Below are 25,185 nucleotides of genomic sequence, written 5' to 3'. Positions count from 1 at the left end.
CATGGTTGATCCATGACCGCACCCGCCCCCGGCGCCGTCGAGACCGTCTTCCGGATGGAGTCGCCGCGGATCATCGCCGCCGTCGCGCGGATCGTCCGTGACGTCGGCATCGCCGAGGAGATCGCCCAGGACGCCTTCGTCGCCGCCCTGGAGCAGTGGCCGCGCACGGGAGTGCCGGACCGGCCCGGGGCGTGGCTGACGGCCGCCGCGAAGAACCGCGCCGTGGATCTCGTACGGCGCCGTGAGACGTACGCGCGCAAGCTGGCCGAGGTCGGCCGGGAACTGCCGGAGGCCTCGTACGACCCGGAGCCGTCCGGGCCCGGTGACATCGACGACGACCTGCTGCGGCTGATCTTCACCTCCTGTCACCCGGTGCTCTCCGCCGAGGCGCGGACCGCGCTGACGCTGCGGCTCGTCGGCGGCCTCCGCACGGACGAGATCGCCCGCGCCTTCCTCGTACCGGAGGCGACGGTCGCGCAGCGGATCGTGCGGGCGAAGCGGACGCTGGCGAAGGCGGGCGTGGAGTTCGAGGTGCCGTACGGGGAGGAGCGGGCGGCCCGGCTCGGCTCGGTCCTGGACGTCATCTACCTCATCTTCAACGAGGGGTACGCGGCGACGGCGGGCGACGACCTGCTGCGCCCCGCGCTCTGCGAGGACGCGCTGCGCCTCGCCCGGGTGCTCGCGGGGCTCATGCCGAAGGAGGGCGAAGTCCACGGCCTGGAGGCCCTGTTGGAGATCCAGGCCTCTCGCGCGGCGGCCAGGACCGGGCCGGACGGGAAGCCGGTCCTGATCGCCGACCAGAACCGGAGCCGCTGGGACCGGCGGCTCATCCTCCGCGGCTTCGAGGCCCTCGCGCGGGCGGCCGAGTGCTGTCCGTACGGTCCGTACGCCCTCCAGGCCGCCATCGCCGCCTGCCACGCGAAGGCGGCCACCTACGAGGAGACGGACTGGCGGACGATCGCCGGTCTCTACGGGCGGCTCGCGGCCGTCTCGCCGTCCCCGGTGGTCGAGTTGAACCGCGCGGTCGCCGTCTCGATGGCCGAGGGCCCGGAGGCCGCCCTTGCCCTCGTCGACGCCCTGGCGGACGAAGGCGCCCTGGCCGGCTACCACTTGCTGCCGAGCGTCCGCGGGGACCTGCTGCACCGGCTCGGCCGACCGGCCGAGGCCCGCGCCGAGTTCGAGCGGGCGGCCGCCCTGACCCGCAACGAACGGGAGCGGGAACTCCTGCTCGGGCGGGCGGAACGGGCGGATCCGAAGCGGGCTGCGGATCGGGTCGAACGGGCGGACGGGCGGGGCGCGTCGGAGGCTCGGTAGGGTCGGCGGTATGTCCCCACGCGCTCCGCTGCCTCCCCCTCCTCCGCCCGCCGAGATACAGAGCTGGCCCGACCGCGAGGCCCGACTGGCCGACCGGGGGCGGGCGATGGCCGAGCTCAACCGCCGTCTGCTGGGCGGAACTCGACTGTCGGTCTTCCTGGTGTGGGTGGCGACCCTCCAGCTCGGCTGGGGGATCTGCGGCGCCGGATTCATCATGCTGGACGAGTCCCTCGACCCGTTCTCGGGCCTCTTCGCCTGCTTCTTCGTGGCCTTCGGGCTCTGTGCCGTGGTCCCCGCCGTCTTCTTCCTCGCCCAGGGCGTCCGCCGGGACCGCCAGGCGCGGGAGCGGCTGGTCCTGTGGGCCGCCCTGGACGGCGACCGCGCGGCCGACGCGCGGCTGCGCGAGCCCGTGCTGAGCACGGTCTGGCTGCTGATCTCGTTCGCCTTCTGCGCCGTCGGCCTATGGGTCTCCCTTGCCGCGCCCGCGGAGCTGGTCGGCCCGGGACGCGGCGGATACGGGATGGTCACCTACCTCATGGGGGTGGCGCTCGGACTCTGGATCAACGGCCTGATCGGCGCGACGAAGGCGATCAGCCACTACCGGCTGGCGGTCCGGCTGGTGGCCTAGGGGGCGTCTTGTGGATCATGCCGGGCTCGCGACGCCTGGCACGCTCGCTCGCCGCGTTGTCGTCACTCGCCGACGCTCCGCGTCGACTCCCTCCTCCGCCTTGCGATCGCACGCACCAGACGCCGCTCCCTGATCCGGCCTGATCCACAAGACACCCCCTAGGGCTCAGGCTTTCGCCGGTCCGCCGATCAGCATCGTCGGGGCGCCCGCCACCCGGGTCAGGAAGACCGTGGCGGCGTTCGGGCCCTTCGGCTTGACCCGGCGGCGGATCTCCTCCGGCTCGACCGCCGAACCGCGCTTCTTCACCGTCAGCGTGCCGACCTCGCGCTCGCGCAGCAGGGCCTTCAACTTCTTCAGGTTGAAGGGGAGTTCGTCGGTGATCTCGTACGCCGTGGCGAAGGGGGTCGGGGCCAGGGCGTCCGCCGTGACGTACGCGATCGTCTCGTCGATCAGGCCGCCGGACAGCTCCTCGGCGACCTCGGCGACCAGATGCGCGCGGATGACCGCGCCGTCCGGCTCGTAGAGGTACCGCCCGAGCGGGCGGACCGCCGGGTCGGGCAGGCCGCGACCGGTCAGGCTCGCGCCGGCGGGCAGGAGGGTCGCGCGGCGCGCGCCGGGGGAGGTGCCGAACCAGAGCACGGCCTCCTTCACGTCCCCGCCGTCCGAGATCCACTCCGCCTCGGCCTCCTCCGGCACCGCCTCGTGCGGGATGCCCGGGGCGATCTTCAGCGCCGCGCGCGGGGCCTTGCGGGCGGCCTCGACCGCCCACGAGAGCGGCGGCGAGTACGCCTCCGGGTCGAAGATCCTGCCCCTGCCACCGCGCCGCGCCGGGTCCACGAAGACCGCGTCGTACGGGCTCGTGTCGATCTCGGTCACGTCCGCGCACCGCACCTCGATCAGCCCGGCGAGCCCGAGCGCCTCGGCGTTGGCACGGGCGACCTCCGCCGTCAGCGGGTCCCGGTCGACGGCCAGGACCGAGATCCCGGCCCGGGCGAACGCGAGGGCGTCCCCGCCGATCCCGCCGCACAGGTCGGCCACCGAGCGCACCCCGAGCGCGCGCAGGCGCTCCGCGCGGTAGGTCCCGACCGTGGCCCGGGTCGACTGCTCGACGCCGTGCGGGGTGAAGTACATCCGGTACGCGTCCTCGGCGCCGAACTTCGCCACCGCGCGCTGCCGCAGCCGGGCCTGCCCGAGGGCGGCCGAGACCAGTTCGGCGGGGTGCTCGCGGCGCAGCCGGGAGGCGACGGCCAGCTCCTGGGCGGGGTCGTAGTCGCGCAGGGCGGCGAGCAGCGTCTGGCCCTCGGGGGCGCGCAGGGCGGTGAAGTCGGCGAGGTCGGTCACCCGTCCCATTGTGGGCCAGCCGGGGGATGGTGCGGGCCGGGTGGCGGTGTCGACGGCCGTGCGGGTCGATCCGCTGACAGGATGCGGCGCCATGCAGCTAGTACGACAAGCCGAGGAAATGCGCTCGAAGCGGGCGGCCGCGCGCCTCCGCCGCTCGGTGGGCGCCGCACTGGTCGTCGCCGCGCTCGGGTCCGCCTGCGCGGGCCCCTCCGGCGACGGGGCGAACGCCGGAGACGGCCGCAAGGGCCCCGCGCGTCCCGCCGCCGGTCAGCCGCAGGCGGAAGGCGCGGCCGCCGCGCTCGACGCGTACGTCGAGAAGGTCCGCGAGCGCCGCGCCGCGCGGGTCGTGGCCGCCAAGAAGTGGGGCCTGGACCGGCCGCCGCTCGAAGCGCCCGCCCCGCCCGCCGTGAAGCCGAAGATCACCACCCGCAAGGGCTTCGAGACGGACGGCGAGGGCCTGCCGCCGGTCTTCACCACGGTGCCGACGAAGGAGAAGATCGTCTTCCTGACGATCGACGACGGCTCGGAGAAGGACCCGGAGCTGCTGCGGATGATGAGCGAGTTGAGCATCCCGTACAGCGCCTTCCTCAGCGACTACGTCGTCAAGGACGACTACGGCTACTTCGAGAAGATGCAGGACGCCGGGGTCTCCCTGCACAACCACACCCTCAACCACCGCTACCTGCCCGGGCTTTCGTACAGCGCGCAGAAGCGGGAGATCTGCGGGATGCAGGACGTCATCGAGAAGCGGTACGGGAAGCGGCCCCCGCTCTTCCGGCCGCCGTACGGCAACTACAACGAGGACACACTGCGCGCGGCGAGGACGTGCGGCGTGAAGGCGGTCCCGCTGTGGGCCTCGGAGGCGTTCCCGGACCGCATGGAGTGGCGCGAGTGGGACCGGGACCTGCACCCCGGCGACATCGTGCTCACGCACTTCCGGGGCAAGAAGGACTGGAAGGGCTCGATGCCGGACATGATCCGCCGGGTGATGAAGACGATCACGGCCAAGGGGTACGCGGTCGCGAAGCTCGAGGACTACGTGTGAGCCGGGCGCGCCGGCCGGCGCTCGTCCTCGCGCTGGCCGGCGCGCTCCTGGGCATCTCGGGGTGCGCGTCCTCCGTGGACCCGATCGAGCGCCTGAGCCGGAAGGCCGCGGAGCGGCTCGACACCCGCGTGGGGGAGCGGGGCGGAGGCGGAACGTTCTCGGGGACGGCGGCTCGCGTGCTGCACCGGCTCGCGCGCCTCGATGACGGCTCCGCCGACTCAGCGCAGGACCGGCCGCGCGCCGGACAGCGGGAGGAGCGATGAGCCGCGGTCCGAGGCGGTAGGGGCGGGCGTGGAGGTGGGGGCGGGCGTGGGTGCGTAGACGGGCGTGGGCGTCGGCGCGGAGACGGGTGTGGACGCGGGCGCCGGGTCGGGATGCGCGTACGTCCACTCCTCCGCCGCGATGAGCAGCGTGGCGAGGCCGAGCAGCCCCATGGCGAGGAACTGACCCCCGGCCGTCCAGACCCAGCCGCCGCGCAGCATCGCGACGGCGAGGAGCAGGGCGGCGCCGGTGACCGTGCCGAAGACGATCACGGGCACCCAGTCCATCGGCGGCGGGCCCGAAGACGCCGGGCCGGGCCGGCCGCTCCCCAGCTTCCGCATGGCCAGGAAGACGGCCGCGGCCAGCGCGAGCACGCACTGCAGGGCCAGGAACGCCACTCCGGTGGCGATGTCGGCGCCGGTGCGGACCTGACGGCGGGAGGTTGTCATGTCCGCACCTTCGTACGGAACCTCCGGGTCCGCCGAGCCGTTGCCCGTACCGAGACCGAATCGAACGCGGCGCGGTACCGAACCGCCGCGCGGCTGCGACGCGGTCGCGCGCGGCCGCCGCACGGTCGCCACGCGGCACTGAATTGGCACTCCGCTTGACCGAGTGCTAATCGCGGTCATAGTCTCGGCTCTGGCACTCCCCACTGGAGAGTGCCAACACAGCGACGGGCAGGTCCGGCACCCGCGACGACGGATCCACCTGGTCGCCACCTCAGACAGTTAACCCCGTGAGATCTCCGAAGGGGGAGGTCGGATCGTGACGACCACCAGCTCCAAGGTTGCCATCAAGCCGCTCGAGGACCGCATCGTGGTCCAGCCGCTCGACGCCGAGCAGACCACGGCCTCTGGCCTGGTCATCCCGGACACCGCGAAGGAGAAGCCCCAGGAGGGTGCTGTCCTCGCCGTGGGCCCGGGTCGCTTCGAGAACGGCGAGCGTCTTCCGCTCGACGTCCAGGTCGGCGATGTCGTGCTGTACAGCAAGTACGGCGGCACCGAGGTGAAGTACAACGGCGAGGAGTTCCTCGTCCTCTCGGCTCGCGACGTGCTCGCGATCATCGAGAAGTAATTCACCGAAGTACCTGAAGCGGATGCTTTGAGCTGCGCCCCTGACCCCGCACCGGGCGTCCGGGGCGCAGTTCGTTTCACCAGTTTCACCACGAAATCCGAGAGGGCTGAATCGCTCCCATGGCGAAGATCCTGAAGTTCGACGAGGACGCCCGTCGCGCCCTTGAGCGCGGCGTCAACAAGCTTGCCGACACGGTGAAGGTGACGATCGGCCCCAAGGGCCGCAACGTCGTCATCGACAAGAAGTTCGGCGCCCCCACCATCACCAACGACGGTGTCACGATCGCCCGCGAGGTCGAGCTCGATGACCCGTACGAGAACCTCGGTGCCCAGCTGGTGAAGGAGGTGGCGACCAAGACCAACGACATCGCGGGTGACGGCACCACCACCGCCACCGTGCTCGCCCAGGCGCTCGTCCGCGAGGGTCTGCGCAACGTCGCCGCCGGCGCCTCCCCGGCCTCCCTGAAGAAGGGCATCGACGCCGCGGTCAAGGCCGTCTCCGACGAGCTGCTCGCGACCGCCCGTCCGATCGAGGACAAGTCCGACATCGCCGCCGTGGCCGCGCTCTCCGCGCAGGACCAGCAGGTCGGCGAGCTCATCGCCGAGGCGATGGACAAGGTCGGCAAGGACGGTGTCATCACCGTCGAGGAGTCCAACACCTTCGGCCTGGAGCTCGACTTCACCGAGGGCATGGCCTTCGACAAGGGCTACCTGTCCCCGTACATGGTGACCGACCAGGAGCGTATGGAGGCCGTCCTCGACGACCCGTACATCCTGATCAACCAGGGCAAGATCTCCTCGATCCAGGACCTGCTGCCGCTCCTGGAGAAGGTCATCCAGGCCGGCTCCTCGAAGCCGCTGCTGATCATCGCCGAGGACGTCGAGGGCGAGGCCCTGTCGACCCTGGTCGTCAACAAGATCCGTGGCACCTTCAACGCCGTGGCCGTCAAGGCCCCGGGCTTCGGCGACCGCCGCAAGGCGATGCTCGGCGACATGGCCACCCTCACCGGTGCCACCGTCATCGCCGAGGAGGTCGGCCTCAAGCTCGACCAGGCCGGTCTGGACGTGCTGGGCACCGCCCGCCGCGTGACGATCACCAAGGACGACACCGTCATCGTCGACGGTGGCGGCAGCTCCGAGGACGTCGCGGGCCGCGTCAACCAGATCAAGGCCGAGATCGAGTCCACCGACTCCGACTGGGACCGCGAGAAGCTCCAGGAGCGCCTCGCGAAGCTGGCCGGCGGCGTGTGCGTGATCAAGGTCGGCGCCGCCACCGAGGTGGAGCTGAAGGAGAAGAAGCACCGTCTGGAGGACGCCATCTCCGCGACCCGCGCCGCGGTCGAGGAGGGCATCGTCTCCGGTGGTGGCTCCGCTCTGGTCCACGCCGTCAAGGTCCTCGAGGGCAACCTCGGCAAGACCGGCGACGAGGCCACGGGTGTCGCGGTCGTCCGCCGCGCCGCCGTCGAGCCGCTGCGCTGGATCGCCGAGAACGCCGGCCTCGAGGGCTACGTCATCACCTCGAAGGTCGCCGAGCTCGACAAGGGCCAGGGCTTCAACGCCGCGACCGGCGAGTACGGCGACCTGGTCAAGGCCGGCGTCATCGACCCGGTGAAGGTGACGCGCTCCGCGCTGGAGAACGCCGCCTCGATCGCCTCCCTCCTCCTCACCACCGAGACCCTCGTGGTGGAGAAGAAGGAAGAGGAGCCGGCGGACGCGGGCCACGGCCACGGTCACTCGCACTGACCCGACGCGCAGCCGATCGCTCGCTCGTAGCTGATCACTGAGGTCCGGTGCCCCTCTCGGGGGGCACCGGACCTCGGCGTTTCTGGTGTCCGTTCTACCCTTCCACCGCGCCGAGCTGCCCCATGAGCCCGAGCAGGTCGTACTGCCACCAACCCTCCGTGATCTTGCCGTCCCCGCGGAACTGGTGAATGGTCGTGCCGGTCATGGAGACCTTCATGCCGCTGGGCTGGAGCCCCATGAAGTCGCCGGTGTGCGTGGCGATCAAGGTCCACCGGGTGCACACCCGGTCGCCCTCGGCGATCTGGTCGTTGACGGTGAACGCGGCGTCGAAGCCCGCCCGCCACATCTCTATCTCGCGGCGGACCGCGTCCATGCCGATGACGTCCTGCTCGTTGGTCGGATCGTGGTCGTGGTACCCCTCCGCCATGATCTCGTCGAGCGGCGGCAGCTCGCCCTCGACGGTCATGAGCTCGAAGAGACGGCGGGCGTTGGACTTGTACAGCTGCTCGTCCCGGATGATGTCGAGATCCGTGAACGTCGGCATCTCGTCACAGAGCGCGACCATCTCCCGGAAGATGCGATCCGTCTCCGGGAGCTGCGAGTTGGTCATCGCGACCTCGTAGGAGGGGAACTCGACGATCTCCACGAGGTGGGACGAGTCCGAGCGGTCCCTGCCGATGACGCTGTGCGTGGCCGTCCGCTTGCCCTTGGTCTGTTCGACCCACTTGTCCATGAGCCGGTTCAGGTCGTCGAACCGACTGGTCCTGCAATCGATTATCTGTACGAAAGTCATGGTGCCTCCCGGACCGGGTGGACCCTTCCATCTTAGGACCGGGGCCCCGGCGGCATGAGCGCGACGGCCTAGGCCGGTGGGCGGCGTCTCAGGCGCCTTCTCCCCGTGCCCCGCACGAAGACCGTACGCGCAACCGCGGCAGCAGGCTCAGGTGGCGCCGGGCGGCCTCCTCCGCCCGGTCCTCCGTCAGCCGCTCCACCAGCAACTCCATGGCGTGCCGCCCTACTTGGCGCTTCGGCGGGGCGACCGCCGTGAGCGGGGTGTCGGCGAGGGCGGCGACCTCGTCGTCGTACGCGATCAGGGCCAGGTCCTCCGGCACCTTCACGCCGAGCTCCGCCAGGCGCCGCACGATCTCGATCGCGTCCACGTCGTTGTGGACCAGGGCCGCGCTCACCCGGCCCGCGCTCACCGCCTCGTACAGCGCCCTTACCGCGCGCTCGAACCCCGCCGGGTCCTGGTCCACCGGTACGGAGTCGACCACCGGTCCTGGCGCGGTCAGGTCCAGCGTGGCCAGCGCCTCCGCGTACCCGGCGCGCACCGCGAGCGCGGTCGGGCTGTCGCCGCGCGCGACGAGCAGCGGGGTGCCGTGGCCGAGGCCGAGCAGGTGGCGCAGGGCGAGCAGGACGCCGTGGCCGTGGTCGGAGACCACCCGGTCCAGGGCGTCGAGCGGGCTGCCGGGCTCGGCCCTGCGCTCCAGGAGCACGGCGGGCACGGGGAGTTCGGCCAGCCAGGTCCCGTACGCGGGCCGGTCCTCGGGGCCCCGCCAGCCGGGCGCGACGAGCACCCCCTGGGCGCCGGCCGACAGCAGGCCCTCGGTGCGGGCGCGGTCCTCCTCGGGGCGGTAGTCCGAGATCCGCAGGATCAGCCGGGCCCCGGCCCGCGCCGCCGCCTCGTGCGCGCCCCGGATGACCTCGGCGAAGTAGTACGTGGCGGAGGGCGCGAGCAGCCCGAGGACCAGGCCCTCGCCGGAGCGCCGCGCCGCAGCCGCGCCGCCCGCACCGCTCGCGCCGCCCGGTTCGACCCGCCGCCCGGGCCAGGACACCTGGCCGTGCACCCGGTCGAGCAGCCCCTGGGCGGCCAGCGCCTCGACGTCACGGCGGGCGGTCACGGCGGAGACGCCGAGCAGGTCGGCCAGTTCGGCGACGCGGGCGGTGCCGCGCCCGCGCACCAGGGCCAGGAGTCGGGCGTGTCGTTCGGCGGCACTCTCGCGCACGGTGCATCCCCTCGCGGTGGGTCGGTCCGGCGGGACGCCGGACCCCGCGCCGGAGCCTACGCCAGAATGATCGAACGCAAGGAGTTTCGATCATTCGCTCCGATCTCATTGACGTTCGATCGAAGGCTGTTCATGATTCCCGGCGACGACGTCCGCCTCAGGGAGCACACAGGGAGCATCAGCATCGTGGCCACGCCGCCCGAGAACCGTGAGCTCAGTCCGTTCACCGGCTGGACCCGCGCCCACTGGGAGGACGCGGCCGACCGGCTCCTCCTCGCCGTCCGGCCGTACGCCTCACCCCGCCACGGCCGCATCGACCTGCCAGGACCCCGCCCCAGCTGGTCCGGCGTCCGCTCCGACGGCCTCGAAGGCCACGCCCGTACGTTCCTGCTCGCCGCACTACGCGTCGCGGGCGCGGGCGGCGCCGACCCGCACGGACACCTGCCCCGCTACGCCGAAGGCCTCACCGCCGGCACCGAGGCATCGGCCGCCGAGCCGCCGGGTGCCCACGGGCCCGATTCCTGGCCGCTCCTCACCGACGTGCGCCAGGCCGTCGTCGAGTCCGCCTCCGTTGCCCTAGGGCTGCGGCTGACCCGCCCCTGGCTCTGGGACACCCTGGACGACCGCACCCGGCAGCGCGTCGTCGACTGGCTGCGCCCCGCCCTCGACCCCTCCCCGGTCGACAACAACTGGTGGCTCTTCGGCCTCACCGTCGCCGGCTTCCTCCAGGACGCCGGCATCGAGACCGACCGCGCGGCCCGCACGATCGACCGCTCCCTCGACCGGATCGAACAGTGGTACCGCGGCGACGGCTGGTACAGCGACGGCGACAACCGCGCCTTCGACCACTACAACGGCTGGGCCCTGCACTTCTATCCCGTCCTCCACGCCCACCTCGCCGGCGACCGCGACCTCCTCGCCCGCCACGGCCCCCGGCTGCGCGCCCATCTCGCCGACCACGTCCACCTCTTCGACGCGACCGGCGCCCCGCTCCCGTACGGGCGTTCCCTGATCTACCGCTTCGCCGCGGCCGCCGCGCCCTGGCTCGGCGCGCTCACCGGCCACACCCCGCTCACCCCGGGCGCCACCCGCCGCCTGGCCTCCGGCGCGGTGCGGTACTTCCTCGACCGGGGCGCGTGCGACGAGCGCGGGCTGCTCACGCTCGGCTGGCACGGCCCGTACCCGCCGGTCGTCCAGGACTACTCGGGACCCGCCTCCCCCTACTGGGCGGCCAAGGGTTTCCTCGGCCTCCTGCTGCCCGCCGACCACCCGGCCTGGACCGACCCCGAGGAACCCCTCCCCGCCGAACGCGCCGACACCGTACGGGCCGTGACCCCTGCCGCGCTCCTCCTCCAGACCACGGCCGCCGACGGCCTCGTACGCCTCCACAACCACGGCAGCAGCACCCAGGCGGCGGGCGCCGAGGACGACTCCGGCTACGCCCGCTTCGCGTACTCCACCCGTACGGGACCGACGGCCGCCCCCGACGCAGCGGACAACCACTTCGCCCTGGTCGTCGACGGCAGGGTCACCCGGCGCGGCCCCGCGACGCCCCTGAGTACCGGCCCCGACTGGGCCGCCTCGCTGCACACCCCGCTCCCGGGGATCCGCGTCCTCTCCGCGACGCTGGCCCACGGCCGCGCCGAGGTGCGCGCCCACCTCGTTCTCGGCGCCCCCGCCGGAACTCCCGTACGCCAGACGGGCTGGGCCACCACACCGGACGGCCCGACCGCCCAACTCCACGCCGTCCACGGCTACCCGCCCGCGACCGACACCGTCCGACTGGCCACGGGCGGCACGCTCCAGGGCGGCCCGGCCTCGCGCACGGCGGCCCTGCACGGCACCACCGCGGGACCCGGCTCCCTCTTCGTGGCCCTGGCCTCGCTCACCGCCGAACCGGACCCGGCCTCCGTCACCACCCTCGCGACGGTCCGGATCACCGCCCGCACACTCCACGTGACCTGGCGGAACGGCACCACGACCGCACTCGACCTCGACTCCCTGCTCGACGTCGAAGCCCTCTAAGTCCTCGCAGCCCTCCCCGACCAGCCGGAGCCGGTGCTCACTTCGGCCCGTACTTGCGCCCCGCCTTGGAGGAGACCCCGCCGAGCAGTCCGCGCGGCGCCAGCTTCACCACGCCCATCAGCGCCTTGTAGCGGGGGTCGGGGATGGACAGGGTCTTGCCGCGCGTCAGGTCGTTCAGCGCCTCGGTCACCAGCTTGTCGGCGTCGAGCCACATCCAGCTCGGGATGTTGTCCGTCCCCATCCCGGCCCGCTCGTGGAACTCGGTCCGTACGAAGCCCGGGCAGAGCGCCATGAGCCGTACGCCGCTGCCCGCGAGGTCCCGCGCCGCGCCCTGGGTGAACTGCACGACCCAGGCCTTCGACGCCCCGTACGTGCCGCGCGGCACGAAGGCCGCCACCGACGCCACGTTGACGACCCCGCCCCGGCCGCGGGCGCGCATGGACTCCGCCGCCGCCGAGGTCAGCCGGAGCACCGCCTCGCAGTGCACGGTCAGCATCTTCAACTCGTCGGCCATGGAGACTTCGAGGAACCGGCCCTTGTTGCCGAACCCGGCGTTGTTCACCAGCAGGTCCACCGGCTGCTTGGGGTCGGAGAGCCGGGCCTCCACGGCCGCGATCCCCTTCTCCTCGGCCAGGTCCGCGGCGAGCACCTCGGCCTCGATGCCGTGCCGGTCGTGCAGTTCGGTCGCCTGCTCCCGCAGTCGCGTCACATCGCGGGCGACGAGCACGACATCGTGTCCGTCCGCCGCCAGCTTCCGCGCGAACGCGGCCCCGATCCCCGCCGTCGCGCCCGTAATCAGTGCAGTCGTCATACGGGGCAACGTTAGTGCCCCGCGCGGCGGCCCCGGAGGTCAGGAGCCTGTGCCGTACTTCTCCACGTAGCCGCGCGCCTTGCGCAGGGTGTCCGGGTGCAGCGCGTCCCCGGCGGCGAGCACGCGCGGCAGCAGCGGGCGCTCGGTCGTGACGGCCCGGAACTCGAAGGCCACGGTGACCTCGTGGTCCGGTCGGTGCACCACCTCGATCGCGTCGCCCTGCCTGATCTCGCCCGGCTCGACGACCCGCAGGTACGCGCCCGGCACGGCCTCCCCGGTGAACCGCCTGACCCAGCCCTTCTCGTCCAGGTGCCCCTGGAAGGTCCGGCACGGGATCCGGCTGGAGGAGACCTCCAGGAGCAGGTCGGGCCCGATCCGCCACCGCTCGCCGATCAGCGCGCCGGAGACGTCGACGCCCTCGGTGGTGAGGTTCTCGCCGAAGGCGCCGCTCGGGATCGTGCGGTCCAGGAGCTTCTCCCAGGTGTCCAGGTCCTCGCGCGCGTACGCGTAGACCGCCTGGTCGTTGCCGCCGTGGTGCCGGGTGTCGCACACGGTGTCCCCGGCGACCCCGCTCGCGCCGATCCCCTTGGGCCCGGGCGCGGTCACCCGCACGGGCCCCGGCACCGGCCGCTTGTCGATGCCGGTGACGCCCTCGGGGTGCTCGGTGTACGCGACGGTCTTCGGGCGGCCCAGGTTCAGGGACAGAAGCTTCATGAGGGAACAATAGGCGACCTCGCTCAAAGCGTCGAGCGAATATTCGACCGATGACCCAAGCTTCGCTTATGCTTGACCCATGATCGAGGCCCGCCATCTCCGCGTCCTGCGCGCCGTCGCCGCGACCGGCTCCTTCTCCGCCGCCGCGCGCGAACTGGGCTGCACCCAGCCCGCGGTGAGCCAGCAGATGAAGGCGCTCGAGACCTCCGCCGGCACGCCCCTGCTGATCAGGACCGGCCGCGAGATGCGCCTCACGCAGGCAGGCGAGGCCCTCGTGCGGCACGCCTCCGGCATCCTCGCGGGGCTCACCGCCGCCGAGGAGGAGGTCGCCGCGATCGCCGGACTCCGCGCCGGCCGCGTCCGGCTCGTCTCCTTCCCCAGCGGCAGCTCCACGCTGGTCCCCACCGCCCTCGCCGCCCTGCGCGCGGCCCACCCGGGCACGCGCGTCTCGCTGGTCGAGGCCGAGCCGCCGCGCTCGATCGAGATGCTCCGCGAGGGCGACTGCGACGTGGCCCTGGCCTTCCGTTACGGAGCGGGGCAGGCGGAGTGGGACGACCTGATCGTCCGCCCGCTGCTCGCCGACCGCCTCGTGGGCCTGGTCCCCGAAGGGCACCGCCTCGCCGACGCGGAGGCCGTGTCCATCGCCGAACTGGCCGACGAGTCCTGGATCGCGGGCTGCCCGCGCTGCCGGCGCCAGTTGGTGGACGTGTGCGAGGAGGCGGGGTTCGTCCCGCGCATCGACTTCGCCACCGACGACTACCCGGCCGTGGTCGGGCTCGTCGGCGCCGGCCTCGGCGTCGCGGTCCTGCCGGAGCTCGCCATCGAGTCCGTACGCCCCAAGGGAGCCAGGACCGTGGTCGTCGAACCGGCCGTGGAGCGCGAGATCGTCGCCCTCACGCTGCCCGACCTGGCCCAGGTCCCGGCGGTCGCCGCCACCCTGGACGAACTCACCCGCGCGGCGGGCCGGGCGGCCACGCGCGCGTAGCGCCTCTTCGGCGGGTCCAACGGCCGGTCGGTGGTGTGCCGGCCGGGCCGGTGCCGCTCCGCACGCCCCCGGGCCGCGTGCGGCGCGGCGCCGTACCCGGCCGTCACCGCCCGAGCAGAAACGTTCCTTCGAACTGTCGTGTCCTCGTGCTCAGGCTCGCCCCAGACCTGCCGGACCCGCTGTCGACGCCGTCGCGGGCCGTGGCGACGAGGTCGTGGCCGAAGCCGTGATCAGGCGATTGCGGGCTCGTCCCATGAGCTCTTCGCGTTCGTCCTCGGTGAGGCCGCCCCATACGCCGTAGGGCTCGCGTACGGCCAGTGCGTGTGCCGCGCACTCCGCGCGTACCGGGCACCGCATGCAGACCTCTTTCGCCGAGTTCTCACGCGCACTCCGTGCCGCGCCGCGCTCTCCCTCGGGGTGGAAGAACAGGGAGCTGTCGACTCCGCGGCAGGCCGCGAGGAGTTGCCAGTCCCACAGATCGGCGTTGGGTCCGGGAAGGCGGGAGAAATCTGCCATTGCGCTTGTCCCCTTGAAGCCGTGTCGAACGGATTGGTTGGGCGGGTGGATGGCCGATGAGCCGGGGGCCCTTCACCCCCCCGTGGGTCTCGCGTACCCGCTGCCGCGGGCTTGATCCGACCGTACAACTACTGTCTAAGTAGATGTAAATATGACTCATTGCGAATCTAGCCACAGACACCTCAAAAAGGGAAGAAATCCCGCTAAATGGGGCATAGCTTCCACTGAAGGACGGATGACCTGCGGCGCTCTCCTCCGCGTTCGCTCCCTCACGTAGAGTGCCGAAGGCAGCCGTCCGACCCGTAACTCTTTCGAGTGACCGTCGTTGAGAGTGCGGAGGCGGTTGAAGGAACAAGTGCTCGGGCAGGTGTCCGAGGGCGTCAACCGCACAGGTGACGATACGTACCAGCCCTGGAGGCTTTAGGTGACGTGCAACAGCTGCGGAGGGCGGCCATGACATCCGTCCTCGTCTGCGACGACTCCCCGCTTGCCCGAGAGGCTCTTCGCCGAGCGGTCGCGACCGTGCCCGGTGTGGAGCGCGTGACCACCGCGGCCAACGGCGAGGAAGTCCTCCGCCGCTGGGGCGCGGACCGCTCGGACCTGATTCTGATGGACGTACGCATGCCCGGTCTTGGCGGCGTCGAGACCGTCCGCCGGCTGCTCTCCGCGGACCCGGGCGCCCGCATCATCATGCTGACCGTCGCCGAGGACCTGGACGGCGTCGCACTCGCGGTCGCCGCCGGTGCCCGCGGGTACCTGCACAAGGACGCCTCGCGCGCCGAGCTGCGGGCCACGGTCACCCAGGCGCTCGCCGACCCGACCTGGCGGCTCGCCCCGCGCCGGCTGCGGTCGGCCGAGATGGGCGCGGCACCGACGCTCACCGCACGCGAGATCCAGGTGCTCGAAGGCATGAGCCACGGCCGGTCCAACGCGGAGATCGGGCGCGAGCTCTTCCTCTCCGAGGACACGGTGAAGACGCACGCGCGCCGGCTGTTCAAGAAGCTGGGCGCCTCGGACCGGGCGCACGCCGTCGCCCTCGGCTTCCGTTGGGGCCTGGTCCGCTAGGACCTCGCGTGCCGACGACAGGCCGCGTCCCCGTCCGCCGAGCGCGGACGGGGCGGCAGTCCGGGGCTCCGCGAAGGCGGCCGCCCGGGTCTCCGAAACGACGGCTTGTGTCACTTCCGCGCGGGATGCCGCATCCTTGATGGTGTGGAGTTCCTCGGGGACGAGTCGATCGAGCGGAAGGGGAGGGCGCAGGAGATGAGTTCCGGCGCACCTACTCATAACGCTTCGGTGCACAACTATGGACGCGGTGCCACGGATTCTGAGGCGTCAAGGCACCATGGAGCGATGCGCGACGACGAGACCACGGTGATCGGTGCACTCGTTCACCGTGCCGTCGAGGGCGACGCACAGGCCACGCACGACCTTCTGGCGCGCGTGCACCCCCTCGCCCTGCGCTATTGCCGTACGCGACTGAGCCGGCTGCCCGGTGATGCTCGCCACTTCGTCGAGGACCTCGCGCAGGAGGTCTGCGTCGCCGTCCTGATGGCGCTGCCGCGCTACAAGGACACGGGCAGGCCCTTCGAGGCCTTCGTCTTCGCCATCGCCGGACACAAGGTCGCCGATCTCCAGCGCGCCGCGATGCGGCACCCGGGCTCGACGGCCGTCCCGTCCGACGAGATGCCCGAGCGGCCCGACGACTCCCTGGGCCCCGAGGAACGCGCGCTGCTCAGCGACGATGCCGAATGGGCCAAGAAGCTCCTCGCCAACCTTCCGGAGAACCAGCGGGAGCTGCTGGTGCTGCGGGTGGCGGTGGGCCTCACGGCCGAGGAGACCGGCCAGATGCTCGGGATGTCCCCAGGGGCCGTACGGGTCGCGCAGCACCGCGCGCTCAGCCGGCTCCGGGCGCTGGCCGAGCAGTAAGGGTCGACGAGGGCCGGTGGCCCTCACGTACACGTACGAACGTCCAAAGCTGCTCTCTGATCTTGATCGTGGAATGAGACACCGTCGAGGCCCGTTAGCATGGACATCCGCACCGATCAAGGCCATCTGGGGAAGGTGTCATGACTGCCAACGTCGACGGAGTGCCCGAGAAATTCGCGACACTCGGGCTGACCTACGACGATGTGCTGCTGCTGCCGGGCGCGTCGGAAGTGCTGCCGAACGCGGTCGACACCTCGTCCCGCATCTCGCGCAACGTCAGGGTGAACATCCCCCTGCTCTCCGCCGCGATGGACAAGGTCACCGAGTCCCGCATGGCCATCGCCATGGCGCGGCAGGGCGGCGTCGGCGTGCTGCACCGCAACCTGTCCATCGAGGACCAGGTCAACCAGGTCGACCTCGTGAAGCGCTCCGAGTCCGGCATGGTGACCGACCCGATCACCGTGAACCCGGACGCCACGCTCGCCGAGGCGGACGCGCTCTGCGCCAAGTTCCGGATCAGCGGTGTCCCGGTCACGGACGGCGCGGGCAAGCTGCTCGGCATCGTCACCAACCGCGACATGGCGTTCGAGTCCGAGCGCGGCCGTCAGGTCCGCGAGGTCATGACGCCGATGCCGCTCGTCACCGGCAAGGTCGGCATCAGCGGTGTGGACGCCATGGAGCTGCTGCGCCGCCACAAGATCGAGAAGCTTCCGCTCGTCGACGACGCGGGTGTGCTCAAGGGCCTCATCACGGTCAAGGACTTCGTGAAGGCCGAGCAGTACCCGAACGCGGCGAAGGACGTCGAGGGCCGGCTGATCGTCGGCGCCGCGGTGGGCGCGAGCCCGGAGGCGCTGGACCGCGCCCAGGCGCTGGCCGCCGCCGGTGTGGACTTCCTGGTCGTGGACACCTCCCACGGCCACAACAGCAACGCCCTGAGCTGGATGGCGAAGATCAAGTCCACCGTGAAGGTGGACGTGATCGGCGGCAACGTGGCGACCCGTGACGGCGCCCAGGCCCTGATCGACGCCGGTGTCGACGGCGTCAAGGTCGGCGTCGGACCCGGCTCCATCTGCACCACGCGCGTGGTCGCCGGAATCGGCGTCCCGCAGGTCACCGCGATCTACGAGGCGGCGCTCGCGGCCCGCGCGGCCGGGGTCCCGGTCATCGGCGACGGCGGCCTGCAGTACTCCGGCGACATCGGCAAGGCGCTCGCCGCCGGTGCCAGCACGGTGATGCTCGGCAGCCTGCTCGCGGGCTGCGAGGAGTCGCCCGGCGAGCTCCAGTTCATCAACGGCAAGCAGTTCAAGTCGTACCGCGGCATGGGCTCGCTCGGCGCCATGCAGTCGCGCGGCCAGGGCCGCTCGTACTCGAAGGACCGCTACTTCCAGGCCGAGGTCGCCGCCGACGACAAGCTCGTGCCCGAGGGCATCGAGGGCCAGGTGCCCTACCGCGGCCCGCTCGCCAACGTGCTGCACCAGCTCGTCGGCGGTCTGCGCCAGACGATGGGCTATGTGGGCGCCGCCACCATCGACGAGATGGAGTCCAAGGGCCGCTTCGTGCGGATCACCTCGGCGGGCCTCAAGGAGAGCCACCCGCACGACATCCAGATGACGGTCGAGGCGCCGAACTACAGCAGGAAGTAACGCTGCGCGACGCGTGGGGCGGTTCCGGTATGTGGCCGGAACCGCCCCACGCGCGTGTGTCGGGGATACTGGTAGGCGCAGACGTAGAGGGAAAGGCCACACATCGTGACTGAGATCGAGATCGGGCGCGGCAAGCGCGGCCGCAGGGCGTACGCGTTCGACGACATCGCCGTCGTACCGAGCCGGCGCACCCGGGACCCGAAGGAGGTCTCGATCGCCTGGCAGATCGACGCCTACCGCTTCGAGCTCCCCTTCCTGGCCGCCCCCATGGACTCGGTCGTGTCGCCGCAGACCGCCATCCGGATCGGCGAGCTGGGCGGCCTGGGCGTCCTGAACCTCGAAGGCCTGTGGACTCGGCACGAGGACCCGCAGCCGCTGCTCGACGAGATCGCCGAGATGGACGAGGCCACCGCGACCCGCCGTCTCCAGGAGATCTACGCCGCTCCGATCAAGGAGGAGCTGATCGGGCAGCGCATCAAGGAGGTGCGCGACTCGGGCGTCGTCACCGCCGCCGCGCTCTCCCCGCAGCGCACCGCGCAGTTCTCCAAGGCCGTCGTCGACGCCGGCGTGGACATCTTCGTCATCCGCGGCACCACGGTCTCCGCCGAGCACGTCTCCGGCGCGGCCGAGCCGCTGAACCTCAAGCAGTTCATCTACGAGCTCGACGTCCCGGTCATCGTCGGCGGCTGCGCCACGTACACCGCGGCCCTGCACCTGATGCGCACCGGCGCGGCGGGTGTCCTGGTCGGCTTCGGCGGCGGCGCGGCGCACACCACGCGCAACGTGCTCGGCATCCAGGTCCCGATGGCGACCGCGGTCGCCGACGTGGCCGCGGCCCGCCGCGACTACATGGACGAGTCCGGCGGCCGGTACGTCCACGTGATCGCCGACGGCGGTGTGGGCTGGTCGGGCGATCTGCCGAAGGCGATCGCCTGCGGCGCGGACTCGGTCATGATGGGCTCCCCGCTGGCCCGCGCGACGGACGCGCCGGGCAAGGGTCACCACTGGGGCATGGAGGCCGTCCACGAGGACGTGCCGCGCGGCAAGCTGGTCGACCTGGGCATCGTCGGGACGACCGAGGAGATCCTCACGGGCCCGTCGCACTCCCCGGACGGCTCGATGAACTTCTTCGGCGCCCTGCGCCGCGCGATGGCGACGACGGGCTACAGCGAGCTCAAGGAGTTCCAGCGCGTCGAGGTCACGGTCGCGGACTCGCAGCACAAGCGCTGACGCGGTTCTCGTACGTACGCAGAGGGGCCCCGCACCGGGTGGTGCGGGGCCCCTCTCGTTTTCTGGGCGGCGTCAGAGGCGGTGGGCCGCGCCCGCCGGGGTGGCGCCGCGGGTGTCGAGGAGGAGCTGGGCCTTGACCGACAGGCCCTGGAGGTCGTACGTGCGGTGGTGCTGCAGAAGCACCGTCAGGTCGGCGTGGGCGGCGGCCTCGTAGAGGGAGTCCGCGCGGGGGACCGGGAGGTCGCGGACGCGCCAGTCCGGGACGTGCGGGTCGTGGTAGCTGACCACCGCGCCCAGGTCCATGAGGCGGCGGGCGATCTCGTCGGCGGGGGAGCTCTCGCGGTCGGCGAGATCGGGTTTGTACGTGACGCCCAGCAGAAGCACCCGGGCGCTCCGGGCCGACTTGCCGTGCTCGTTGAGGAGGGTCGCGCAGCGCTGGACGACGTAGCTCGGCATGCGGTCGTTGACCTGGCTCGCCAGCTCGACCATGCGGAGCGGGCGGTGGGGGCCGATGGTGTCCACGGGGACGCCGTGGCCGCCGACACCGGGGCCCGGGCGGAAGGCCTGGAAGCCGAAGGGCTTGGTCTCGGCGCAGCGGATGACGTCCCAGAGGTCGACGCCGAGCTCGTGGCAGAGCACCGACATCTCGTTGACCAGGGCGATGTTGACGTGCCGGAAGTTGGTCTCCAGGAGCTTGACCGTCTCGGCCTCGCGCGGGCCACGCGCGCGTACCACCTTGTCGGTGAGCCGGCCGTAGAAGGCGGCGGCGGACTCGGTGCAGGCGGGGGTGAGGCCGCCGATGACCTTGGGGGTGCCCGCGAAGCCGTGGGCGCGGTTGCCGGGGTCGAGGCGGCCGGGGGAGTACGCCAGGTGGAAGTCGCGGCCCGCGCGCAGCCCGGAGCCCTCCTCCAGGACGCCCCGCAGCACACCTTCGGTGGTGCCGGGGTGGACCGGTGATTCGAGCAGCACCGTCGTGTGGGGGCGCAGGCGGGCGGCGAGGGCGCGCGCGGCATCGAGCACGGCGGTCAGGTCGAGGGTCCGGTCCGGGCCGACCGGGGTCGGGGCGCAGATGACGGCGGTACGGACCCGGCCGAGTTCGGCCGGGTCGGTGGTGGGCCGGAAGCCCCCCGAGAGCATCCGGCGGATCTCCGATGCGGTGAGCGAGCCGTCGACGGGCGAGCGGCCGGCGGCGAGTTCGGCGACGGGCCGGGGATCGGTGTCGTAGCCGATGGTGTTGATCCCGGCGGCGATCGCGGCCTGGGCGAGGGGGAGTCCGAGGTGGCCGAGGCCGATGACGGCGAGGTCAGCGGGCATGGGGGGTGGGCCGTCCTTCCCTGTAGCCGGAGGGGACGAGACGCGCAAGCCCGGTGGACAGAACGGGGCGAGCGCAATGTCAGACTAGGCGTAAATATGACCGATATGCCGTATTGGGAGGTCAAAGGTCGCCGAGTGTTATCCACAGGCGGTGGCTGAAGTCGGAGGGCCGGGCCAGAATCGAGACTGTGGTGCCCGATCACGCGGGGGACGACGGGAGGCAGCGGTGAGGACAGCGACACTGGGACCGGCCGAGCGCGCCGAGGCGCTCGCGGCGATGGCCGAGCGTGAACTGGACGTGCTGGTCATCGGAGCCGGAGTGGTCGGCGCGGGCACGGCGCTCGACTCGGTCACGAGAGGACTCTCGACGGGTCTCGTAGAGGCCCGGGACTGGGCGTCCGGCACGTCGAGCCGGTCGAGCAAGCTGATCCACGGCGGCCTGCGCTATCTGGAGATGCTGGACTTCGCGCTGGTGCGGGAGGCGTTGAAGGAGCGCGGCCTGCTCCTGGAGCGGCTCGCCCCGCACCTGGTGAAGCCCGTCCCCTTCCTCTACCCCTTGCAGCACAAGGGGTGGGAGCGGTTCTACGCGGGCTCGGGCGTCGCGCTGTACGACGCGATGTCCCTCTCCTCGGGCCACGGCCGAGGCCTCCCGGTGCACCGCCACCTCTCGCGTCGCAACGCCCTGCGGGTGGCCCCCTGCCTGAAGAAGGACGCCCTGGTCGGCGCGTTGCAGTACTACGACGCCCAGATGGACGACGCCCGCTTCGTCGCCACCCTCGTCCGTACGGCCGCGAGCTACGGCGCGAAGGTCGCCAGCCGTGCCCGGGTCATCGGCTTCCTGCGCGAGGGCGAGCGAGTGGTGGGTGCCCGGGTCCAGGACGTGGAGGCGGGCGGCGAGTACGAGATCCGCGCGAAGCAGCTCGTGAACGCGACCGGGGTGTGGACGGACGACACCCAGGCGCTCATCGGGGAGCGCGGGCAGTTCCACGTCCGGGCCTCGAAGGGCATCCACCTGGTCGTGCCCAAGGACCGGATTCACTCCAACAGCGGACTGATCCTGCGCACCGAGAAGTCCGTGCTGTTCGTGATCCCGTGGGGACGGCACTGGATCGTGGGCACCACCGACACCGACTGGGACCTGGACAAGGCCCACCCGGCCGCCTCCAGCGCCGACATCGACTATCTCCTGGAGCATGTGAACAGCGTCCTCGCGGTGCCGCTCACCCGGGACGACGTCCAGGGCGTCTACGCGGGCCTGCGGCCCCTGCTGGCCGGCGAGTCGGACGCCACGAGCAAGCTCTCGCGCGAACACACCGTCGCGCACCCGGTCCCCGGCCTGGTCGTCGTGGCCGGCGGCAAGTACACCACCTACCGGGTGATGGCCAAGGACGCCGTGGACGAGGCCGTGCACGCGCTCGACCAGCGGGTCGCCGCCTGCGTCACCGAGGACATCCCGCTCCTGGGAGCCGAGGGGTACAAGGCGCTGTGGAACGCCCGGGCCAGGATCGCCGCCAGGACCGGCCTCCATGTCGTGCGCGTCGAGCATCTGCTCAACAGGTTCGGTTCGCTGACGGAGGAGATCCTGGAGCTCATCGCCGCCGACCCGGGCCTCGCCGAGCCGCTGACGGGGGCCGAGGACTATCTGCGCGCCGAGATCGTCTACGCCGCCTCCCACGAGGGCGCCCGCCACCTGGACGACGTCCTGACCCGGCGCACCCGTATCTCGATCGAGACCTTCGACCGCGGGACGCTCAGCGCGCGGGAGTGCGCCGAGCTGATGGCGCCGGTGCTCGGCTGGGACGAGCGGCAGATCGAGAAGGAGGTCGAGCACTACGAGAAGCGGGTGGAGGCGGAGCGCGAGTCGCAGCGGCAGCCGGACGACCTGACGGCGGACGCGGCCCGGCTCGGCGCCCCGGACATCGTGCCGATCTGACCCGTTCGGGCGGGTCCGGTACGAACTCCGCGTCCGAGAGGGGACGTTGGGGGCGGGGTGCGGCATCCTGTCCGTACGGGTGTGGAACCCGAAGGGGGTGCGCCCGCGTCGGGTGTCGGAGTGGGAGCGCTTTCCCGCGGGGCCGTCCTCTCGGAGTGCGGACCCGGGAGCGGGAACGGTCCCGGGGTGAGAGACAATGGGCTCTCTTCCAGGGCGGGTTACCGCATCGCGCGGCAAGCGGCGGACGCGGGCGAAGATCAGGGATCGCAGAGGGGACGCATGTCGGAGGCGGAGCAGTCGCGGGACACGGCGCGGGACCCTCGGCGGGACGCCGGCGCGGGTGCCGGAACCGACGGCGACCGGGGCGTGGTCCCCGCGGCACGTGAGGCGGAACCGGACGTGAAGTCCGGAACGGACACGGGCGCGGGTCCGGACGCGGGCGTGGGCACGGGTCCGGGCACGGAGGCGGCCGCGACCGAGGGCGTGGCCGAGGCCGCGCCTGGGGGCGCGGAGAAGGCGCCTGAGCCGGAGAAGGCGCCTGAGGCCGAGAAGGCGCCCGAGCCGGAGAAGCCGGAAGCCGGGCGGAAGCCCGTGGCGACGAAGGCCGACGCGCCGGGTGCGGAGCCGCAGGCCGCGAAGGCCAAGGCCTCCGAACCGGCCGACGCCGTGCCGTCGTCGCTCCGGAAGTCCGGCGCGGGGGCGAGCGGTGGAGTGCCCGCCGAGGGGCGGTTGCTCGCCGGGCGGTATCGGCTCGACGGGGTGCTCGGGCGCGGCGGCATGGGCACGGTGTGGCGCGCGGTCGACGAGACCCTCGGCCGGACCGTGGCCGTCAAGGAGCTCCGCTTCCCCAACAGCATCGACGACGACGAGAAGCGACGCCTCATCACCCGGACCCTGCGCGAGGCCAAGGCCATCGCCCGGATCCGTAACAACGGCGCCGTGACCGTCTACGACGTCGTCGACGAGGACGACCGGCCGTGGATCGTCATGGAGCTGATCGAGGGCAAGTCCCTCGCCGACGCCGTCCGCGAGGACGGCACGCTCACCCCGCACCGCGCCGCCGAGGTCGGCCTCGCCATCCTCGACGTGCTCCGCTCCGCGCACCGCCAGGGCATCCTGCACCGTGACGTGAAGCCGTCCAACGTCCTGATCGCCGAGGACGGCCGGGTCGTCCTCACCGACTTCGGCATCGCGCAGGTCGAGGGCGACCCCTCGATCACCTCCACCGGCATGCTCGTCGGCGCGCCCTCGTACATCTCGCCCGAGCGGGCCCGCGGCCACAAGCCGGGCCCCGCCGCCGACATGTGGTCGCTCGGCGGACTGCTGTACGCGAGCGTCGAGGGCAGCCCGCCGTACGACAAGGGCTCCGCGATCGCGACGCTGACCGCCGTGATGACCGAGCCCGTCGACCCGCCGAAGAACGCCGGGCCGCTGCTCGAGAAGGTCATCTACGGCCTGCTGGCCAAGGACCCCGACCAGCGGCTCGACGACGGCGGCGCGCGCGTGCTGCTGCGCGCCGTGCTCGACGCGCCCGCGCCGGTCGTGGAGCCGGAGCCGTCGGTCGAGGCCACCAGGGTCGTACCGCTGCCGCCGGTTCCCCCGGAGCCGCCGAGGCAGGCGCCGTCCGCCGCGCGGGAGAAGGCCACGGACACGGGCGCCGAGCGGATGCGCGGCGCGCTGAAGTCCGTACGGAACGCGGCCGCGACGGCGCGTTCCGAGCCGCGGCCCAAGCCGGAGCCGATCCAGGGGGCGAACAGGCCGGCGCAGCCGCGGGCCTCGCTCACCGACGTCGTACCGCGCCGCACGCTCGTCATCATCGCGGGGATCGTGGTCCTCGCCCTGCTCGGCACCATCCTCGCCGTCGCCCTCGGCGGCGGTGACGACGCCAAGGACAACAAGGGCGGCGGCAAGGGCTCCGACAAGACGGCGACCGCGGGCGCCACCGCGGGCAACGGCGACTCCTCCACCCAGGGCAAGGGCCAGACCCCGAGCGACCCCGGTCAGCAGGGCGGCGAACAGTCGGCCGACCCGGGCTCAGGATCGGGCTCGGGCTCGGGTTCGGGCGGGCAGACCGGTACGCCGTCCGGGAAGCCCAGTACGGGCGCGCCCGGGACGCAGCTGCCCGCCGGCTACACCATGGTGACGAACAGCCGGTTCCACTTCTCCATGGCGATGCCGTCCACGTTCCGGCTCAACGGCATAGCGGGCCGGAACTCGGGCGGGATCTTCAACGCCGACGGCGGGTACCCGCGCGTCCAGGTCGACTACAACGGCAGCCCGAAGGACGACGCGGCCGCCGCGTGGAGCGCGGCCGTGGCCACCGTCTCCGCCAGCAGCAACGGCTACAAGCACATCGGCATAAAGACCGTCTCGTACAAGGGGTACCCGACGGTCGCCGACTGGGAGTTCGAGCGCACCGAGAAGGGCATGCGCGTCCGGATACTGAACCGGGGCTTCAAGGTCGACGCCACCCATGGCTACTCGATCATGATCACCTGCAAGGCGGACGAGTGGGACGGCTCCGCGTGCAAGACCCTGCGGGACACGGCGTTCGCCACGTTCAGCCCCAAGGACTGACCGGCGCCACGTATCGTGAGAGGCCGTGGACCGTACGCAGCCGAAATCCATCGCCAACTGTGCGGTCCCGGATCGGAATTGACGGTTTCGCGCGGTCCGC

22 protein-coding genes are annotated in these 25,185 nt (G+C 72.1%); 14 read left to right on the top strand and 8 right to left on the bottom strand.

Annotation, left to right across the window (positions count from 1 at the left end; all coding sequences use genetic code 11):
• Window positions 1-12 precede the first annotated feature (12 nt).
• Together ACFWRO_RS15755 and ACFWRO_RS15750 are read left to right on the top strand one after the other, a co-directional pair.
• Window positions 13-1,314, top strand: a complete 1,302-nt coding sequence (locus tag ACFWRO_RS15755) for an RNA polymerase sigma factor (protein ID WP_384510004.1) — start codon at window positions 13-15, stop codon at window positions 1,312-1,314.
• 10 nt (window positions 1,315-1,324) lie between these two features.
• Entirely contained in the window at window positions 1,325-1,942 is a 618-nt protein-coding gene (locus tag ACFWRO_RS15750; protein ID WP_384510001.1) for a hypothetical protein, read from the top strand.
• Window positions 1,943-2,107: 165 nt separating this feature from the next.
• Here the strand turns inward: ACFWRO_RS15750 and ACFWRO_RS15745 are convergent, their stop codons facing one another.
• The gene (locus ACFWRO_RS15745) at window positions 2,108-3,292 is read right to left on the bottom strand and encodes an SAM-dependent methyltransferase (protein ID WP_384510135.1); all 1,185 of its coding nucleotides are present in this window, start codon (window positions 3,290-3,292) and stop codon (window positions 2,108-2,110) included.
• Window positions 3,293-3,401: 109 nt separating this feature from the next.
• On the opposite strand from ACFWRO_RS15745, the gene ACFWRO_RS15740 reads away from it, so the two are divergent.
• On the top strand, window positions 3,402-4,328 hold the full coding sequence (locus ACFWRO_RS15740; protein WP_384510132.1) for a polysaccharide deacetylase family protein: 927 nt from the start codon (window positions 3,402-3,404) through the stop codon (window positions 4,326-4,328).
• On the top strand, window positions 4,325-4,591 hold the full coding sequence (locus tag ACFWRO_RS15735; RefSeq protein ID WP_384509998.1) for a hypothetical protein: 267 nt from the start codon (window positions 4,325-4,327) through the stop codon (window positions 4,589-4,591). Before ACFWRO_RS15740 ends, ACFWRO_RS15735 begins: the two co-directional genes overlap by 4 nt.
• Here the strand turns inward: ACFWRO_RS15735 and ACFWRO_RS15730 are convergent.
• Window positions 4,547-5,038 (bottom strand): DUF6234 family protein, encoded by a 492-nt coding sequence (locus ACFWRO_RS15730; RefSeq protein ID WP_384509995.1) that lies wholly within the window; start codon window positions 5,036-5,038, stop codon window positions 4,547-4,549. The two genes, ACFWRO_RS15735 and ACFWRO_RS15730, sit on opposite strands and share 45 nt — an antisense overlap.
• Window positions 5,039-5,354: 316 nt before the next feature.
• On the opposite strand from ACFWRO_RS15730, the gene groES reads away from it, so the two are divergent.
• Together groES and groL are read left to right on the top strand one after the other, a co-directional pair.
• Window positions 5,355-5,663, top strand: coding sequence for a co-chaperone GroES (gene groES / locus ACFWRO_RS15725; protein WP_024756677.1), 309 nt, complete (start codon window positions 5,355-5,357; stop codon window positions 5,661-5,663).
• A gap of 119 nt (window positions 5,664-5,782) precedes the next feature.
• Window positions 5,783-7,405, top strand: a complete 1,623-nt coding sequence (groL, locus tag ACFWRO_RS15720; protein WP_384509993.1) for a chaperonin GroEL — start codon at window positions 5,783-5,785, stop codon at window positions 7,403-7,405.
• A 94-nt stretch (window positions 7,406-7,499) separates the two neighbouring features.
• On the opposite strand, the gene ACFWRO_RS15715 is transcribed toward groL, so the two are convergent.
• Window positions 7,500-8,198, bottom strand: coding sequence for an ester cyclase (locus ACFWRO_RS15715; protein WP_384509990.1), 699 nt, complete (start codon window positions 8,196-8,198; stop codon window positions 7,500-7,502).
• Window positions 8,199-8,286: 88 nt separating this feature from the next.
• A complete protein-coding gene (locus ACFWRO_RS15710; protein WP_384509987.1) occupies window positions 8,287-9,411 on the bottom strand; it encodes a substrate-binding domain-containing protein in 1,125 nt (374 codons plus the stop codon).
• A 186-nt stretch (window positions 9,412-9,597) separates the two neighbouring features.
• On the opposite strand from ACFWRO_RS15710, the gene ACFWRO_RS15705 reads away from it, so the two are divergent.
• Window positions 9,598-11,436: a DUF2264 domain-containing protein gene (locus ACFWRO_RS15705; RefSeq protein ID WP_384509984.1), complete on the top strand. Its 1,839-nt coding sequence runs from the start codon at window positions 9,598-9,600 to the stop codon at window positions 11,434-11,436.
• Window positions 11,437-11,473: 37 nt separating this feature from the next.
• Here ACFWRO_RS15705 and ACFWRO_RS15700 read toward each other — a convergent pair whose 3' ends face one another.
• Both ACFWRO_RS15700 and ACFWRO_RS15695 read right to left on the bottom strand, forming a co-directional pair.
• Entirely contained in the window at window positions 11,474-12,247 is a 774-nt protein-coding gene (locus ACFWRO_RS15700) for an SDR family NAD(P)-dependent oxidoreductase (protein ID WP_384509981.1), read from the bottom strand.
• Between the two features lie 39 nt (window positions 12,248-12,286).
• Window positions 12,287-12,961 carry an MOSC domain-containing protein gene (locus ACFWRO_RS15695; RefSeq protein WP_384509974.1) on the bottom strand — a complete coding sequence of 225 codons (675 nt, stop codon included), beginning with the start codon at window positions 12,959-12,961 and terminating at the stop codon, window positions 12,287-12,289.
• 79 nt (window positions 12,962-13,040) lie between these two features.
• On the opposite strand from ACFWRO_RS15695, the gene ACFWRO_RS15690 reads away from it, so the two are divergent.
• Complete coding sequence (locus tag ACFWRO_RS15690; RefSeq protein WP_384509971.1) at window positions 13,041-13,946, top strand: LysR family transcriptional regulator; 906 nt, start codon at window positions 13,041-13,043, stop codon at window positions 13,944-13,946.
• A 150-nt stretch (window positions 13,947-14,096) separates the two neighbouring features.
• On the opposite strand, the gene ACFWRO_RS15685 is transcribed toward ACFWRO_RS15690, so the two are convergent.
• Window positions 14,097-14,462: a WhiB family transcriptional regulator gene (locus ACFWRO_RS15685; RefSeq protein WP_362013720.1), complete on the bottom strand. Its 366-nt coding sequence runs from the start codon at window positions 14,460-14,462 to the stop codon at window positions 14,097-14,099.
• Between the two features lie 453 nt (window positions 14,463-14,915).
• On the opposite strand from ACFWRO_RS15685, the gene ACFWRO_RS15680 reads away from it, so the two are divergent.
• From ACFWRO_RS15680 to ACFWRO_RS15665, 4 genes are all read left to right on the top strand, one after another.
• On the top strand, window positions 14,916-15,527 hold the full coding sequence (locus tag ACFWRO_RS15680; protein WP_003948568.1) for a response regulator transcription factor: 612 nt from the start codon (window positions 14,916-14,918) through the stop codon (window positions 15,525-15,527).
• Between the two features lie 285 nt (window positions 15,528-15,812).
• On the top strand, window positions 15,813-16,388 hold the full coding sequence (locus ACFWRO_RS15675; RefSeq protein WP_384509968.1) for a sigma-70 family RNA polymerase sigma factor: 576 nt from the start codon (window positions 15,813-15,815) through the stop codon (window positions 16,386-16,388).
• A gap of 140 nt (window positions 16,389-16,528) precedes the next feature.
• Complete coding sequence (guaB, locus tag ACFWRO_RS15670; RefSeq protein ID WP_384509965.1) at window positions 16,529-18,031, top strand: IMP dehydrogenase; 1,503 nt, start codon at window positions 16,529-16,531, stop codon at window positions 18,029-18,031.
• A 105-nt stretch (window positions 18,032-18,136) separates the two neighbouring features.
• On the top strand, window positions 18,137-19,261 hold the full coding sequence (locus tag ACFWRO_RS15665; protein WP_384509962.1) for a GuaB3 family IMP dehydrogenase-related protein: 1,125 nt from the start codon (window positions 18,137-18,139) through the stop codon (window positions 19,259-19,261).
• 72 nt (window positions 19,262-19,333) lie between these two features.
• Here ACFWRO_RS15665 and ACFWRO_RS15660 read toward each other — a convergent pair whose 3' ends face one another.
• Window positions 19,334-20,575 carry a nucleotide sugar dehydrogenase gene (locus ACFWRO_RS15660; RefSeq protein WP_384509960.1) on the bottom strand — a complete coding sequence of 414 codons (1,242 nt, stop codon included), beginning with the start codon at window positions 20,573-20,575 and terminating at the stop codon, window positions 19,334-19,336.
• Window positions 20,576-20,801: 226 nt separating this feature from the next.
• Here ACFWRO_RS15660 and ACFWRO_RS15655 point away from each other — a divergent pair, with 226 nt between their 5' ends.
• A complete protein-coding gene (locus ACFWRO_RS15655) occupies window positions 20,802-22,508 on the top strand; it encodes an FAD-dependent oxidoreductase (protein WP_384509958.1) in 1,707 nt (568 codons plus the stop codon).
• A gap of 279 nt (window positions 22,509-22,787) precedes the next feature.
• The gene (locus tag ACFWRO_RS15650; protein WP_384509955.1) at window positions 22,788-25,085 is read left to right on the top strand and encodes a protein kinase; all 2,298 of its coding nucleotides are present in this window, start codon (window positions 22,788-22,790) and stop codon (window positions 25,083-25,085) included.
• Window positions 25,086-25,185 lie beyond the last annotated feature (100 nt).

The organism is Streptomyces sp. NPDC058579 (assembly GCF_042718575.1).
In the GTDB taxonomy this organism is placed as follows: Bacteria; Actinomycetota; Actinomycetes; order Streptomycetales; family Streptomycetaceae; genus Streptomyces.
The sequence above is the reverse complement of the archived record's forward strand: the minus strand, read 5'-3'. Positions and strand labels throughout refer to the sequence as shown.